The sequence below is a fragment of the Hymenobacter ruber genome (assembly GCF_054783255.1).
Genome location: NZ_BAAGQX010000004.1, coordinates 2,039,352 through 2,054,166, shown reverse-complemented (window position 1 = coordinate 2,054,166; position 14,815 = coordinate 2,039,352). Strand labels below are relative to the sequence as shown.

At 61.2% G+C, this 14,815-nt stretch carries 13 protein-coding genes; 9 read left to right on the top strand and 4 right to left on the bottom strand.

Annotated elements, in window-relative coordinates:
• Window positions 1-117: 117 nt before the first annotated feature.
• The 8 genes from xerD (at window position 118) to ACYVM5_RS19290 (ending at window position 10,483) form a co-directional block, all read left to right on the top strand.
• Entirely contained in the window at window positions 118-1,017 is a 900-nt protein-coding gene (gene xerD / locus ACYVM5_RS19325) for a site-specific tyrosine recombinase (RefSeq protein ID WP_460619729.1), read from the top strand.
• Between the two features lie 193 nt (window positions 1,018-1,210).
• On the top strand, window positions 1,211-4,240 hold the full coding sequence (locus ACYVM5_RS19320) for an FtsK/SpoIIIE family DNA translocase (protein ID WP_460619728.1): 3,030 nt from the start codon (window positions 1,211-1,213) through the stop codon (window positions 4,238-4,240).
• Between the two features lie 120 nt (window positions 4,241-4,360).
• Window positions 4,361-5,005: a LolA family protein gene (locus tag ACYVM5_RS19315; RefSeq protein ID WP_460619727.1), complete on the top strand. Its 645-nt coding sequence runs from the start codon at window positions 4,361-4,363 to the stop codon at window positions 5,003-5,005.
• 68 nt (window positions 5,006-5,073) lie between these two features.
• Window positions 5,074-6,375 carry a DUF2851 family protein gene (locus ACYVM5_RS19310; protein WP_460619726.1) on the top strand — a complete coding sequence of 434 codons (1,302 nt, stop codon included), beginning with the start codon at window positions 5,074-5,076 and terminating at the stop codon, window positions 6,373-6,375.
• Window positions 6,372-7,685 (top strand): hypothetical protein, encoded by a 1,314-nt coding sequence (locus tag ACYVM5_RS19305; RefSeq protein WP_460619725.1) that lies wholly within the window; start codon window positions 6,372-6,374, stop codon window positions 7,683-7,685. Before ACYVM5_RS19310 ends, ACYVM5_RS19305 begins: the two co-directional genes overlap by 4 nt.
• A gap of 128 nt (window positions 7,686-7,813) precedes the next feature.
• Window positions 7,814-8,446 (top strand): LbetaH domain-containing protein, encoded by a 633-nt coding sequence (locus tag ACYVM5_RS19300; RefSeq protein ID WP_460619724.1) that lies wholly within the window; start codon window positions 7,814-7,816, stop codon window positions 8,444-8,446.
• A gap of 107 nt (window positions 8,447-8,553) precedes the next feature.
• A complete protein-coding gene (trhO, locus tag ACYVM5_RS19295) occupies window positions 8,554-9,495 on the top strand; it encodes a rhodanese-related sulfurtransferase (protein WP_460619723.1) in 942 nt (313 codons plus the stop codon).
• Window positions 9,496-9,601: 106 nt separating this feature from the next.
• Entirely contained in the window at window positions 9,602-10,483 is an 882-nt protein-coding gene (locus ACYVM5_RS19290) for a nucleoside phosphorylase (protein WP_460619722.1), read from the top strand.
• An 85-nt stretch (window positions 10,484-10,568) separates the two neighbouring features.
• On the opposite strand, the gene ACYVM5_RS19285 is transcribed toward ACYVM5_RS19290, so the two are convergent.
• Together ACYVM5_RS19285 and ACYVM5_RS19280 are read right to left on the bottom strand one after the other, a co-directional pair.
• Window positions 10,569-10,874, bottom strand: coding sequence for a hypothetical protein (locus ACYVM5_RS19285; protein WP_460619721.1), 306 nt, complete (start codon window positions 10,872-10,874; stop codon window positions 10,569-10,571).
• Window positions 10,875-10,982: 108 nt separating this feature from the next.
• Window positions 10,983-11,996 (bottom strand): acyl-CoA reductase, encoded by a 1,014-nt coding sequence (locus ACYVM5_RS19280; protein ID WP_460619720.1) that lies wholly within the window; start codon window positions 11,994-11,996, stop codon window positions 10,983-10,985.
• 196 nt (window positions 11,997-12,192) lie between these two features.
• On the opposite strand from ACYVM5_RS19280, the gene ACYVM5_RS19275 reads away from it, so the two are divergent.
• Window positions 12,193-12,543 (top strand): 4Fe-4S dicluster domain-containing protein, encoded by a 351-nt coding sequence (locus ACYVM5_RS19275; protein ID WP_342300786.1) that lies wholly within the window; start codon window positions 12,193-12,195, stop codon window positions 12,541-12,543.
• Window positions 12,544-12,621: 78 nt separating this feature from the next.
• On the opposite strand, the gene ACYVM5_RS19270 is transcribed toward ACYVM5_RS19275, so the two are convergent.
• Window positions 12,622-13,800 (bottom strand): N-acetyl sugar amidotransferase, encoded by a 1,179-nt coding sequence (locus ACYVM5_RS19270; protein ID WP_460619719.1) that lies wholly within the window; start codon window positions 13,798-13,800, stop codon window positions 12,622-12,624.
• 143 nt (window positions 13,801-13,943) lie between these two features.
• The gene (locus tag ACYVM5_RS19265) at window positions 13,944-14,810 is read right to left on the bottom strand and encodes a carbon-nitrogen hydrolase family protein (protein WP_460619718.1); all 867 of its coding nucleotides are present in this window, start codon (window positions 14,808-14,810) and stop codon (window positions 13,944-13,946) included.
• Between the last annotated feature and the right edge of the window lie 5 nt (window positions 14,811-14,815).

Genomic DNA, 14,815 nt, shown 5'->3' with positions numbered 1-14,815 from the left:
CTCGGCGTTGAGCGATGTCCGAACGATAACCGCATTATTTCTGAGATGGCGCGCACGCCGAGACGCGAAGTGTCGCGTCTCTACAGCCGTTCTTTGACTATTCAAAGCCCGCAACCCATGACCTGGCCCCTTGCCCTCAAACAATTCGACGGCTACCTGCGCCTCGAAAAATCCCTCTCGCCCAACTCCGTGGAGGCGTATGTGCGCGACATCACCAAGCTCCAGCAGTTTCTCATCATCCAGAAATTGCCCCTCGGCCCCACGCAGGTGAGCACCGACGTGCTGCGCGAATTCCTCAACACGCTGCAAGGGCTGGGCCTGAGCGCCACCTCGCAGGCCCGCACACTCTCGGGGCTGAAGGCGTTTTTCAGCTTCCTCATCATGGAAGACCTACTGAAGCTCGACCCCACCGACACCCTCGAAGCGCCTAAAACCGGCCGCCACCTGCCCGATACCCTCAGCTACCCCGAAGTAGAGCAGCTTCTGGCCGCCATTGACCTAAGCACCGACGAAGGCCTGCGCTCCCGCGCCCTGCTCGAAGTGCTCTACTCCTCCGGCCTGCGCGTGAGCGAGCTCTGCGACCTGCGCCTGAGCAACATCTACACCGACGAAGGCTTCATGAAAGTGGTGGGCAAGGGCAACAAGGAGCGCCTCGTGCCCGTGGGCCGCGAAGCCCTCAAGCACCTCAACTTCTACCTCAGCGGCGTGCGCGGCCACCTCAACATCAAGCCCGGCAGCGAAGATTTTGTGTTCCTGAGCAAGAACGGCCGGCCGCTTTCGCGCATCACGGTGTTCACCACGCTCAAGAAACTGGCCGAGCAGGCGGGCCTGCGCAAAACCATCAGCCCGCACACGCTGCGCCATTCCTTCGCCACGCATTTGATAGAAGGCGGGGCCGACCTACGCGCCGTGCAGGAGATGCTGGGCCACGCCAGCATCACCACCACGGAGATTTATACGCACCTGGACCGCGACTTTTTGCGGCAGGTGATTACCGAGTTTCACCCGCGCAGCTGATAGGGTGGGGGGGGATGGGATTGAAAGGGTAACGGAACTTTCATCCTGAGCGCAGCGAAGGACCTTATCACAGTTGAACAAGTCTTCTCAACGTGATAAGGTCCTTCGCTGCGCTCAGGATGACAACTGCAACTTAACTTCCCAGCCACTTCCCGCCCGCATTATGTAAATTTGACCTTTCTGCACCCGTCGAATGGCCGATAATCGTTATAAAAACCCTCCCGCCGGCCCCTCGGCTAACCGCCCGACTGAGCCCAAGGCCAACCGGCGCAACGAGCCGCGCACCAACGGCCCGGCCCCCGAGCCTGCCCCCGCTGCCCGCCCGGAGCCCCGCCCCGCCGCCGCCAACGTACCCAAAGCTGCCCGCGTAGCCCAAGCCCAGCCAGCCAAATCCGCCAAGCCGCCCCGCGCTCCGCGCGGTCCCCTGCCCGGCGTGGGCAATCTGCTGAGCCTATTGCGCGACCGCCGCTTTCACCTGTTCGTGGGCTTCGGGCTGCTGCTGGGCAGCCTCTACCTCACCATTGCTTTCACTTCTTTCCTCTTCACCGGCCACGCCGACCAGAGCGTAGTGGGCGCCATGAGTACCATCCCGGTGCGGGAGGCGGGGGCCGAATCGCACAACTGGCTGGGCCTGCTCGGGGCCTGGGCCGCCGAGCTGTTCATCTACAAGCTGTTTGGCGTGGCGGCGTTCGCGCTCATTCCCATCGTGTTTTTTCTGGGGTATAAGATTGTGTTCCGCACCGCGCCGGTTTCGGTGAGCTACGTGCTGGCGCTGGGCCTGTTCACCATGGCCTGGCTGAGCGTGTTGATGGGCTACGTGGTGGTGTCGCTAGCCACGCCGGGGGCCGACCCCGTGCTGGCCCATCGCCTCGATTTCCTGTGCGGCGGCGTGGGGTTTGAAGCCGCGTCCTGGCTCGATAGCCTCATCGGCTGGGGCACGGTGCTGCTGCTGGCCTTCGCCCTGATATCCTTCGTAGTCTTCTTCTTCAACGTCACCAGCCTCAACCTGGGCCGCTTCCGCAGCCTCAGCACCGAGGACGACGCCGACGAAGATGCCGAGCTGGAAGCCGAAATTGCCGCCGAACAAGCTGCCGCCGCCGCTCCGCCGGTAGCCCCAGCCGCGCCCGCCGCTCCGGCCATGACGCTGAAAACTCGTCCGGCCGCGCCGGAGGTCACCGCCACTTCCTCCGCTACGGTTGCGGCTGGCGGAATACAGGCCGCCGGTCCGTCTTTGGAGCTTGATGAAGAAGATGAAACGGACGAGGCCCAGGGATTCGTAAAAGAATACGAGCCCGCTCCCCGGCCCGCCGCGGGCCTGCCGCTGAGTGTGGCCGGTACGGTAGCTGCTGGCGCGCTGGGCACGGCGGCCGCAGCTTCTTCGCTGGGGACTTCGGTTGCTGGCGGCGCTTTGGCGGCTGCCTCGGTTCCGCTGGCCGTCAGCGGCCCGTCTTTCTCCATCGAAATGCCCGCCGCCGAAGAACCGGCGGTGGCTCCCGTTACACCGATTTCCACCGTTCCCACGCCACTTTCGCTGGCCGATTTGGCCGATGATGACGCGCCGCTGCCCGCTGCCCGCCCGGTGCTGCCTGTGCCCGCCGTCCGTCCGCTCGAAATCACCGTGCCCGGCCGCGACGACCTCGACCCTAACGCCGGGGCCGACATCGCCGCCGTAGCCGACGAGGACGAGGACGCCGACGCCATGCCCAACGTCAACTACGACCCCACGCTGGACCTCTCGCGCTTCCAGTTCCCCACCCTGGAGCTGCTCAACGACTACGGCACGCCCAAGGCCCAGGTAACCAAAGAAGAGCTGGAGGCCAACAAGGACCGCATTGTGGAGACGCTTGGGCACTACAGCATCGCCATTGCCAGCATCAAGGCCACCATCGGGCCTACGGTCACGCTCTACGAAATCGTGCCCGAAGCCGGCGTGCGCATCTCCAAAATCAAGAGCCTCGAAGACGATATTGCCCTGAGCCTAGCCGCACTCGGCATTCGCATCATCGCGCCGATTCCGGGCAAGGGCACCATCGGTATCGAGGTGCCGAATACGAAGAAGGAAATGGTGAGCATCCGCTCGGTGCTGGGCTCGGAGAAGTTCGCGCGTAGCGAGATGGACCTGCCCATTGCTTTCGGCCGCACCATTACCAACGAAGTTTTCGTGGCCGATTTGGCCAAAATGCCCCACTTGCTCATGGCCGGTGCTACGGGCCAGGGCAAGTCGGTGGGTTTGAACGTGATTCTGGCCTCGCTGCTCTACAAGCGCCACCCCGCGCAACTCAAGTTCGTGCTCGTTGACCCCAAAAAGGTGGAATTGAGCATCTTCAACAAGATTGAGCGCCACTACCTGGCCAAGCTGCCCGACACCGAGGAGCCCATCATCACCGACACGAAGAAGGTGGTGAACACGCTCAATTCGCTGTGCATGGAGATGGACCGGCGCTATGACCTGCTGAAAGAAGCCGGCTGCCGCAACCTGAAGGAGTACAACGCCAAGTTCATCGAGCGCCGCCTGAACCCCAAGAAAGGCCACCGCTTCCTACCCTTCATCGTGTTGGTAATCGACGAGTTGGCCGACCTGATGATGACGGCCGGCAAGGAAGTGGAAACGCCCATTGCCCGTCTCGCGCAGCTGGCCCGCGCCATTGGCATCCACCTTATTGTGGCCACCCAGCGCCCCTCGGTGAACGTGATTACCGGCATCATCAAGGCCAACTTCCCTTGCCGGATTTCCTTCAAGGTGACCAGCAAAATTGACTCGCGCACCATCCTGGACACCGGCGGGGCCGACCAGCTCATCGGTCAGGGCGACATGCTGTTCTCGGCCGGTTCGGACCTGATTCGGGTGCAGTGCGCCTTCATCGACACGCCGGAAGTGGACCGCGTCTGCGACTTCATCGGCGAGCAGCAGGGCTATTCCGATGCCTATATGCTGCCCGAAGTGGCTGGGGCCGACGGCGACGCCGGTAGCGGCAATGAGGACATGGACCCTTCGGAGCGCGACTCCATGTTTGAGGATGCGGCCCGCTGCATCGTGCTGCACCAGCAGGGCAGCACCAGCCTGCTCCAGCGCAAGCTCAAGCTCGGCTACAACCGCGCCGGCCGCCTGATTGACCAGCTCCAGCATGCTGGCATCGTGGGGCCGTTCGAGGGCAGCAAAGCCCGCGACGTGCTTATTCCCGACGAGTACCAGCTGGAGCAACTGCTGAACTCGATGAAGTAAGCTCAACTAATTTTAGCTTCATCGGCACTTCATTGGCATTTTGGCCGGACGTTTGTTAAACGAAATCCGTATCAGGCTTTCCAAGCCCCGCACAAGCGCCTTTTGAACTCTCTTCTTCTAATGAAAAAATCAATTTCCTTCCTGCTGCTCGCGGTTTCGCTGGCCCTGCCCGCCGCCGCCCAGCAGGACCCCAAGGCCGGTAAAATTCTCGACCAGATGAGCGCCAAGTATCAGGCGTTGAAAGCCTTTCAGGCCACCTTTACCCAAACGCTGGAGAACCCCAGCGCCAAGGTAAAGCAGAACATCAACGGCGACATTGTGGTGAGCGGCCAGAAATTCCGCCTCAAAATCAGTGGCCAGGAAGTCATCAACGATGGCAAAACCACCTGGACGTACCTGAAGAACGAAAACGAGGTGAACATCTCCGATTCGGACCCGGATTCGCAGGAAATGTCGCCCTCCCAGATTTATACGATGTATAAAAAGGGCTATAAGTACACCTACGTGCAGCAGGTAACGGAAAGCGGTGAGCCGCTCGACGTGATTGAGCTGGCACCCGAAAACCGCCAGAATGACGTATTCAAGGTGCGGCTGAAGGTGCGCAAGAAAGATGCCTCCGTGAAAAGCTGGCAGATGTTCAAGAAGAACGGCAACCAGTACACCTTCCTCATCAAAAACTTCAAGCCCAACCCGCCCACCGACGCTGGTACGTTCGCCTTCGACAAGGCCAAGTACAAAGGCGTGAAGGTGGTGGACCTGCGCTAAGCCTCGGGAATAACGTGATTTAAGAAACGGCCCGCTTCGAAAGAGGCGGGCCGTTTTACATTTGCCCCATGCGCGAAGATTTCTACCATTACGTCTGGCAACACCAGTACTTTGATAAGGCCGACCTGCGCACGGCCGACGGCGAGGAAATCCAGGTGCTGAAACCCGGCCACCGCAACGCCGACGCCGGCCCCGATTTCCTGAACGCCCGCCTGCGCGTGGGCGAAGTGGAGTGGAACGGCGCCGTAGAAATTCACCTCCGCGCATCCGACTGGACCCGCCACAACCACCAAACCGACCCCAAATACGACCAGGTAATTCTGCATGTAGTGGGCCGGCACGATGCCGACGTGGCCCGCACCAACGGCAGCCTGATTCCCGCGCTGGCTCTGCAAGGTCGCCTTGCCCCGGAGCTATTGGCCCGTTACCAGGCCCTGGTTGACGCGCCCGCCACTGCCCCTTTGCCCTGCGCCCCGCTGCTGAATCTGGTGCCCGAAATCACCCGCACGATGATGGCCGAGCGGGCCTTGCTGGAGCGCGTGGAGCGCAAGGCCGATGACGTGATGGCCCTGCACCAGCACCTCGGGCAGGACTGGGAAGCCACCGCCTACCACGCGCTGATGGCCGCTTTCGGCTTCCAAAAAAACAGCGAGCCGCTGGCGCGTCTGGCCAAAGCCCTGCCGCTGGCCGTGTTGCGCCGCCACCGCCACGACCAGCGCCAACTCGAAGCGCTGCTGTTCGGTCAGGCCGGATTTCTGGTTGAAGATGAAGAGACTGCGGCCGATGACTACATTCGGGACTTGAGGCAGGAATACGAGTTTCTGCGGCACAAGTACAGCCTGACCGATGCGGCCCTGGCTGTACACGAATGGAACTACCTGCGCCTGCGCCCAGCCAATTTCCCACCGGTGCGGCTGGGGCAGCTGGCGGGCCTGCTCCACGCCCGCCCCGCCTTGTTCGATGCCTTACTCACGGCCCAAAGCGTAGCTGCACTGACGGAGTTTTTCCAGGCTCCCGCCCCGGCATACTGGCGGGCGCATTTCCGGCCTGGCCGGCCGGGCAAGGTGCCGGGCCTGGGCAAAAGCAGCATCGACCTGCTTATTACCAACGTGGTGGTGCCGCTGCGCGTGGCCTATGCCCGATACGTAGGCAAACCCGAGGTAGTAGAAAGCAGTGTGGCTTTGTTGTCTGAATTACCGCCCGAACACAACCAATATACCGACGTGTACGAAGCGCTGGGTTTCACGCATCGCACGGCGGCCGACTCTCAGGGCCTGCTGGCGTTGCACAAGAATTACTGTACTCCACGCCGCTGCCTGCACTGCGCCATCGGCAGTCGACTGGTGCAACAACCCCGCGTGGTCCGGTGAAAGTAGCGCTGGCCATTTTGCTGAATGCGGCCCTGCTGGCCGGATTGCTGCCGTGGCTACGGCGGCAGTGGCGCGAAGTTTCGGCGCCCTGGTGGCGGGCCGCCTTGGTGGCTGGTCTGGGCGTGCGCGTAGCCGTGGGCCTGATGCGCAACTGGAATTTGCAGCTCGATGCCAAGTTCATGAGCGACCTGAGCCAACCCATCACGGCGCAGCTGTGGGCACACCCGGCCCAGGCCTGGCAGACGCTCACGCAAGCCGTGACACTCATTCATGTCGTCAATTACACTGCTGTTTTTCAGGGATTTTCCAATACTTGGTTCTTCATCAAGGTGCTGGCGTTCCTGAATCTGGCTTCATGCGGAGTTGGCTGGCTGAACGGTTTGTACCTAAGCTTATTCGCGTTTGTGAGCAGTTGGCAACTGGTGCGGGTGCTGGCCCGGATATTCCCAAATACACCGGCCGGAGCGGGCGCGGTGGCGTTTCTACTGTGGCCATCCGTGTGGTTCTGGGCCACGGGGCTGAGCAAGGAGTCGCTGCTAGTGGGCAGCGGGGCGTGGCTCACGGCGCTCGTGCTGGAACGGCTGTACGGTGACCCGGCAGTGCGGTCGTCCGGCGCGTGGTGGAGCCAGGCCGGCTGGTGGTTGGCAATTGTTGTGCTGGCCTTTGTCCACTTCAAAATGCGTTACTTTTTTGCCGCGCCGCTGCTGGCAGTGCTGGTGGGCATTGCGCTGGTACGGAGCCTGCAGGTGCGCGGGCTGGCGCGGTCGCGCTGGGCGCAGGCCGTGGCACTTTTGGCAGTGCTGGGCTCCGGCCTCTGGCTGGCGCAGCAGGTAAGCGTGGCCTTCAGCGTGAATAAATTCACCAACCAGGTGGTGCGCGTGTACACCTCCGACCTGCCTAACTTGGTGGGACGACCTCATTTCGAGTACCCTGACCTGCGCCCTACGCTGGAAAGCGTGCTGAGCTACGCTCCGCTGGCGGTGGCCAATACCCTCACGCGTCCCTACCTGGGCGAGTCCCACGAAATGCGCCTGGCCGCCGCCGGGGCCGAAAACCTGCTCCTGCTGGTCTTGATGATGGTGGCTGCCGTGGGTGCCGGGCGGGGCCGGGCGGGCCATTTGCCATTTATACTGGGCCTAGGGCTATTGATATTCTGCATTGTACTGGCGGCTTTGATGGGGCTGACCACGCCCAACCTAGGCTCGCTGCACCGCTACCGCAGCGACCTGATGCCTTACCTGGTGCTGCTACTGCTCCAAAATGACTACGCCGCGACCCTACTGCGCCGGCTCGGGTTTCGGGGAAAGTAGCCGTTGCCGGGGTGGCTGATGCTACCGAAACCGCCCCTGCGGCGTGTGCCGTACCTTTGCATTGCCTGGCCGGGCGGCGGCGCAATTTGCGGCCGACTGGCCGGGCCTTCCTCATCCGAATTCCCTCCATGGAAAACCCCGTTATCATTCTTGGTGCCCAAACCGTGGGCACCGCTGCCCTCGACGCTTTCCTTTCCAACGACGTGGTAGTGTATTGCCTGCTCGACGACGACCAGAAGCTGCAAGGCACCGAGCTGCTTGATGTGCCCGTGATGGGCAACACCGACGACGGCGAACTGCTGAAACTCCTCGGCAAAAAGTGCGAAGTCTTCGTAGCCACCGAAGACACCGCCAGCCGCCGCAGCCTCACCCAGATGCTGCGCACTGAGTACGAAGCCGTGCCCGTTAACGCCATCCACGAGCGGGCCAGTGTGTCGAACCACGCCATCCTGGGCCACGGCAACTACATCGGCCCCAACGCCGTGGTAGCCGCCACCGCCACCCTCGGCGACGGCTGCCTGGTGGGTGCCAATGCCGTGGTGGAAGCCCGCGTCACCGTGGCCGACTACGCCCAACTGGGCAGCGGTGCTCTGCTCGGAGCCGATGTAAAAGTGGGCGAGCAAGCCTTCATCGGAGCCGGCGCGGTGGTGGTGGCCGGTGTGAAAATCGGGGATAAGGCCCGCGTTGGCGCTGGTTCGGTGGTAGTGGCCGATGTTCCGAATGGCCAGACGGTATTCGGCAACCCGGCGGTGAAAGTTTAGAAAGTGTTGAATGTTGAATGTTGAGTTTTGAGTTGATGCAGTATTCCGAACCAAATAAATTGTGAATAGCACTCAACATTCAAAACTCAAAACTCAGAACTTTTAGAATGTATCAGGTTCTTCTTTATTACTGCTATACCCCGCTCGAGAACCCCGAGCAGTTCCGCGACGAGCACCACCGCCTGTGCCTGGCGCTGGATTTGCGCGGGCGCATCATTGTGGCGGCCGAGGGGCTGAACGGCACGGTATCGGGCACGCGCGAAAGCTGCGCGGCCTACATGGCCGCCGTGAAAGCCGACCCGCGCTTCGCCGCGCTGGAGTTCAAGGTAGACGACGTGGAAGCCCACACCTTCCAGAAGCTGCACGTGCGGGTGAAGTCCGAAATCGTGCACAGCAGCCTGCACCACGTGCGGCCTCATGAGAAAACCGGCCAGCACCTCTCGCCCGAAGAATTCAAGGCGCTGAAGGACCGCGACGACGTGGTGGTGGTAGACGTGCGCTCGGATTACGAGTACAACCTCGGCCGCTTCAAAAACGCCGTGACGCTGGACATCGAAAATTTCCGCGATTTCCCCGACCGCGTCGAGCGCCTCAAGGAGTTCAAGGACAAGAAAATTCTGACTTACTGCACCGGCGGTGTGAAGTGCGAAAAAGCCAGCGCCTACCTGCTGGAGCAGGGTTTCGAGAACGTGTACCAGCTGCACGGCGGCATCATCAAGTACGGCATCGAGGCCGGGGGCGAGGATTTCGACGGCCAGTGCTACGTGTTCGACAACCGCGTGGCTGTAGACGTGAACCGCGTGAACCCCACCGTGATATCGCGCTGCCACCACTGCCAGCAGCCCAGCGCCCGCCTCATCAACTGCGCCAACCCGCACTGCAACGCCCACCTGCCCCTCTGCGAAAGCTGCGGCGAAACCCTGCAGGGAGCCTGCTCCGAAGTCTGCGCCCAGCACCCCGACAAGCGCGTGTACGACGGCACCGGTACCTACCCCAAGCTCAGCAACCACTACAACCCCGCCCAGGGCCTGGCCTCCTACAAAGCCTAAATCTTAGTAGTCGGATTAAGTAGTCAGTAGGCGGTACTTGCCGTCGGTTGCGTTTCTTGCCGATTATTTCGACGCCTGATTTCTGACTACTCAACACCGACCCCCGATGTCAATTCCCAACTCCGAACTCATCCTCAATCCCGACGGGAGCATTTACCACCTCAACCTGCTGCCCGACCACATTTCCGACACCATCCTCACAGTGGGCGACCCTGCGCGGGTGGCCCAGGTCAGCCGGCATTTTGATTCGGTGGAGTTTGAAACCACCCACCGCGAATTCGTGACCCACGTGGGCTACTACCGCGGCAAGCGCCTCACTGTGCTCAGCACCGGCATGGGCACCGACAACATCGACATCGTGATGAACGAGCTCGACGCCCTGGTCAATATCGACTTCATGGCCCGCGAGGTGCGCCCCGAGGAGGAACGCATGAGCCTGCGCATCATCCGGCTGGGTACCAGCGGCAGCCTTCAGGCCGATGTGCCCATCGGCGCAATGCTGGCCACCGAGCACGCTGTGGGCCTCGACAGCCTCATGCAGTTCTACCCGCTGATGGAAACCGGCCTCGAAACCGAAGTAGCCACCGAACTGCAAAAGAGCCTGGGCCTGTCCTTCACGCCCTACGTGGTGCGCGGTTCCGACCTGCTGCGCGAGCAGTTGGGGGCCGGTATGACGATGGGCAACACGCTCACCTGCCCCGGCTTCTATGGGCCGCAGGGCCGCAGCCTGCGCCTGCCGCTGCGCCAGTCCGACTACATTTCCCGCCTCCAGAATTTCCGCCACCAGAGCGGCGAGGGCGAATTCCGCCTCACCAATTTCGAGATGGAAACGGCCGGCTATTATTCCCTGGGCCGCCTGCTGGGCCACGAAGTATTGTCGCTGAATGCCATTGTGGCCAACCGCGCCACCGGCGAATTTGCCGAGAATGCCGGGGCTGTGGTCGATGCCATGATTGAGCGCACGCTCCAGCATTTGGTAGCGAAATAATCTTCAGTCAAGTAACTCAAAAGGCCGGGCCGTGCGAAATCCTTCGCAGGGTCCGGCCTTTTTTTGCCGCAAATGCTGGTGCTGGCTAATAAAAATCAAACCCAAGCACGGCCCGCAACGGCAGCGAAGAGCCCGATTTCAGGGTGAGATGCTCGGCATCGGCAGCCCAGATGGTGGTGGCCACGCGCTTGGTAGCGCCATCGGCCGTCTGAAAATAGATATCGAGCTTGCCGTGGTAGGCGTTGCCCAGGGTCACGGCGCGGTCGGCATCGGCGCGGCGGCGTTGGCGGTCGGCTTCGTTGGGCAGCACATCGGCCTGGCCGAACTGCATGGTGGCTATTTCTTCCTTTTCAACAATCTCAACGGTATCAATGGGATAGGTAAAAGACATGGCGGTAATGGGTAATCGGGTGGGTGGAGGAGAGGAAGGCAAAGTGCCTCCGTTGGTCTATCCAAACGATAAATTACCCGCCGACGTCTGATTTTTTGATGAAAATTTCTAGGGCAGCTGCGCCAGAAATTCCATCGTATCCACGCGGTCGGCGTACTCGTCCACGCCCGGGGCCTGGGCTTTGCCAAACGGCACGCTGCCCGCAAACCGCCCGCTGGCCGACACCACGCACTGCGTCTGGGCCGCCACATCGGTGAGCTGGTCCACGAGGTCAACCTCGCTGGCGTACTCGGTGTAGTGCACCACCGAAATGGGCGACACCAGCGCTGCGCCGCGCGTGAGCAGCAGGAAGCCGGTGTCGTAGTGCGGCACGGCATTCACCAGCAGAATGCTCTTGTTGTAGTCGTAGTTGTTGTTGTATTTGTGATGATTAAGCACACCTTCAAACCCTTGCAAGGCATCGAGCAATGGCACAAAGTCATAGCCCTCGGGCACGAAGAGCTTGCTCACATTGCGGCAGCCCAGGCCGTAGTATTGGAAGATGTCCGGCCCCAGCAGGGCCAGCTCCGCGCCGGTTTCCTGGCCCGTGAGCACGGCCACGCTGGTGCGGTTGCGGCGGATGAGGTGCGGCCGCTGGCCAAAGTAGAATTCGAAATAGCGCGCCGTATTATCTGAGCCCGTGGCAATGAAGGCATCGGCCGCGTTCAGGCGCGGCAATACTTTGATGAAATCCACGAAACGCGGCTCAATTTTCACCAGCTCTTCTATCAGCCAGGTCATTAGCACGGTATCATCGGCGCTGGGCTTGGCCAGCAGCACGTGGCCGCTGAGCAGCACGCACAGCAGGTCGTGGAAGCCGACCATGGGAATGTTGCCGGCCATCACCACGCCCACCTGGCGCACGGTGGTGGGCTCGGCGGGGTAGCGCGCGGCCCAGTGGCGCAGCGGCGCTTCGGCCAGCAGGTGTGCGATACCGGCCACGGCGGCTGTCACGTTGGGCAGGTCGAACCAGGCATTTTGGTTGCGGGCGCGGGCCGCTAGGCCGGTCAGCTCATCAGTAGAAAGGGTGGCAAGGCGCTGGCCGAGGGCCACAAAAGCAGCTAGGCGTTCGGAATGATTCATGGGAAAAGGGGAGGGCGCGGGCTGCAAAAGGTGCCCGCACGGAAGATTACCCGGCAAAATTGGCTTAAACTGTGCAAACCCAGCCGTTGTTGGTTAATTTTGCAGGCCCAAAGAACGGCGCGGGGCGGGCGTTTTACGTAAAGCTCCCTCGTTCTGCTTTGGTTTCCTCACTTCACCCTCCGAACCCCGACGCCCCATGGCCATCATGATAACCGACGAGTGCATCAACTGTGGTGCCTGCGAGCCGGAATGCCCCAACAACGCTATTTACGAAGGCGGCGCGCAGTGGCGCTGGGCCGATGGCACCACCCTAAAGGAAGTAACCGCCGCCGACGGCACCGTGGTATCGGGCACGGCCCCGCAAACCCCGGTATCGGACGAGTACTACTACATCGTATCGGATAAATGCACCGAGTGCGTGGGCTTCCATGAAGAGCCGCAGTGTGCCGCCGTGTGCCCCGTCGATTGCTGCGTGGACGACCCCGACTACCGCGAAACCCGCGAGCGCCTGCTCGAAAAGAAAGATTGGCTGCACATTGCTGCCTAATCTGACCGCAAGCAATTCTGCTCAAAAAGAGAGGCCGCTTCCGATGCAGGGAGCGGCCTCTCTTTTTGAATTTACGGCTCAGGTGCCGCAGTTAAAGTACTTATCGTAAGTCGATTCGGGAATCAGATTGAGCCGGCTCATGAGCTTGATGGGGCCGCGCAGCAGCTGGAGCAGCGCGTAGTTGTTGGGGTAGTCGTGGAAGGTTTTGGGCGGGGCGGCCACAATGGCTTCAAACTCGGCCCGCGTCAGGCCCAGGCGCTTGATGCAGAGCTGGATAACGGTTTCGTCCTCAATGGAATTGATGTGGGAAATGCGTTCCAGAGCATATTCCCGGCTCATCTGGCCCGAGCGTATTAGCGCCGAGTAGTTGAACAGCCGCCGGTCGATGTTGAATTTGACGCGGTTCAGGTAATAAATCAGGCTTTGGTAGAGGTCGTCGGAATAATGCGCGCCAGGGCTTTTCCAAGCCAGTTCCCGCACCAGCAGCTCGTCGACCTCGGTGCGCACATAATCAAGGTGATAGAGCAGCGTCACGGTTTTGATGCGCCGCACAAACGCGTAATAGAATATCTCCTTGATGCCCAGATTGAAGCCCGGGTCGGCGGGCTGCCAGCGCCGCAGCGGCACCGTGCCAAACTGCTTGTGTACGGCCCGCAGGTAGCGGCCATCCAGAAAATTCCAGCTGAGCGGCGCAATGCCCTCGGTGCGAAACGACTGGCCAATGACCAGGTGCCGGATGCCCTCCTTGGCCGCCACGCCATACAGTGCGGTCGCGATGCCCAGGTCGGTGCCTTCTTCCATATCGGGTACGGAGGCTTTCAAAAAGGCGATTTTCAGGTCTTTCGACTCGCGCCAGTCTGAGGTGATGGTGCGGAGCTCCACGCCCAGGCGCTGGCAGGTGCGCACCATGTTTTCGCCGGCCACGGGGTTGCCGAAGCCGTCGTTGAAGTGCACCGCCAAGGGACGCAGCTTGAGTTGAGTGACGCAATACCAGAGCGTGTAGGTGCTGTCGCGACCACCGCTCACGCCCACCACGCAGTCGTAGCGGCGGTTGCGGCCGGCCCGTCGCATTTCATCAGCTTGGCGCCGCACGGTTTCGCGTCCGGCTTCACCAAGGGGGAAGGCGGTTTCCATGCGGTCATGGACGTCGCAAAAAGAGCAGGTGCCTTCCGAATCAAAGGTGATGCCCGGCGCGGTCGTGTCCATGACGCATCGAGTACAGCGCTGATAGTCAGCCGCTGAACTGGTGGTGGACATGGAATCGTGGGGGAGTAACTGAGTTAGCAATTCTAGTTGAAATGAGGGGGCTGCAGATGAAAGTGGGTGGGCAGCAAAGACAGAGCGTAAGGCGGTAAAAAGGTAGGACGAAGGATGAAAATAGAGGACTACAAAAGTCGTGATTAAGGCAATTGGTCGAAGCGGTAGCCTTTGCGTTGGAGCATGACGCCAATGTCGGTGCCCCGTTCGGGACGGTGGGGCCGGGCCAAGTCGGCCACAACCAACTGGCCGGCAAACTCATTGAACGCTCCCTGTGCGCGCACGCCGTGGGCGTCAACAGCCAGGGAGCAACCCACACTTTTTTTCCCTTCATACGGCCCGCCCACGATATAACCGACGGATGTGACGCTGACCACCACTACGTTGTAGAGCTGGGCAAGGATGGAAAACGGCTTCACCCATTTCTCCTGATAGGGGTCGTGCTCCTCGGTGATGGAGTAGTCCACAGTCCACGAGGCCGGCGCAATGATGAATTCGGCACCCATGCGGGCCAGCGTGTGGCCTATGTGCAGCCCGTCGAGGTAGTTATCGGCGCAGATGTTCACCCCGATTTTGCCTAGTGGGGTATCGACTACGTTCAGTGTCTGGCCCACGGCATAGTACGGCTGTTCTACATTCAAGAGGTTTATCTTGTGGTATTTAACGATAATATTGCCCTGCGGGTCGATGAGAATTGCCGCGTTGAAATTGCGTCCATCGGCGGCGCGCTCGGTGAGGCCGGCGCACACGTAAATCTGGTGGCGGGCCGCCGCTTCGCACAGCATATTGCTATACGCGCCGGGAATGGGCTGGGCCTCGTAGAGGGCGCTGGGGTGCGTCCAGGCAAAGTCGAGGGTTTCGGGTAGGAGTACCAGCTCACAGTTTTGGGCGGCGGCTTCAGCAATCTGCTCCACGGCCCGGGCGAGGTTGCGGGCGGGCTCCCCGCCTTCCACCAGTAGCTGCCCCAGGCCAATACGTAGCGTACCAATCGGTTCCGGTACCTCGGGCACGGTCG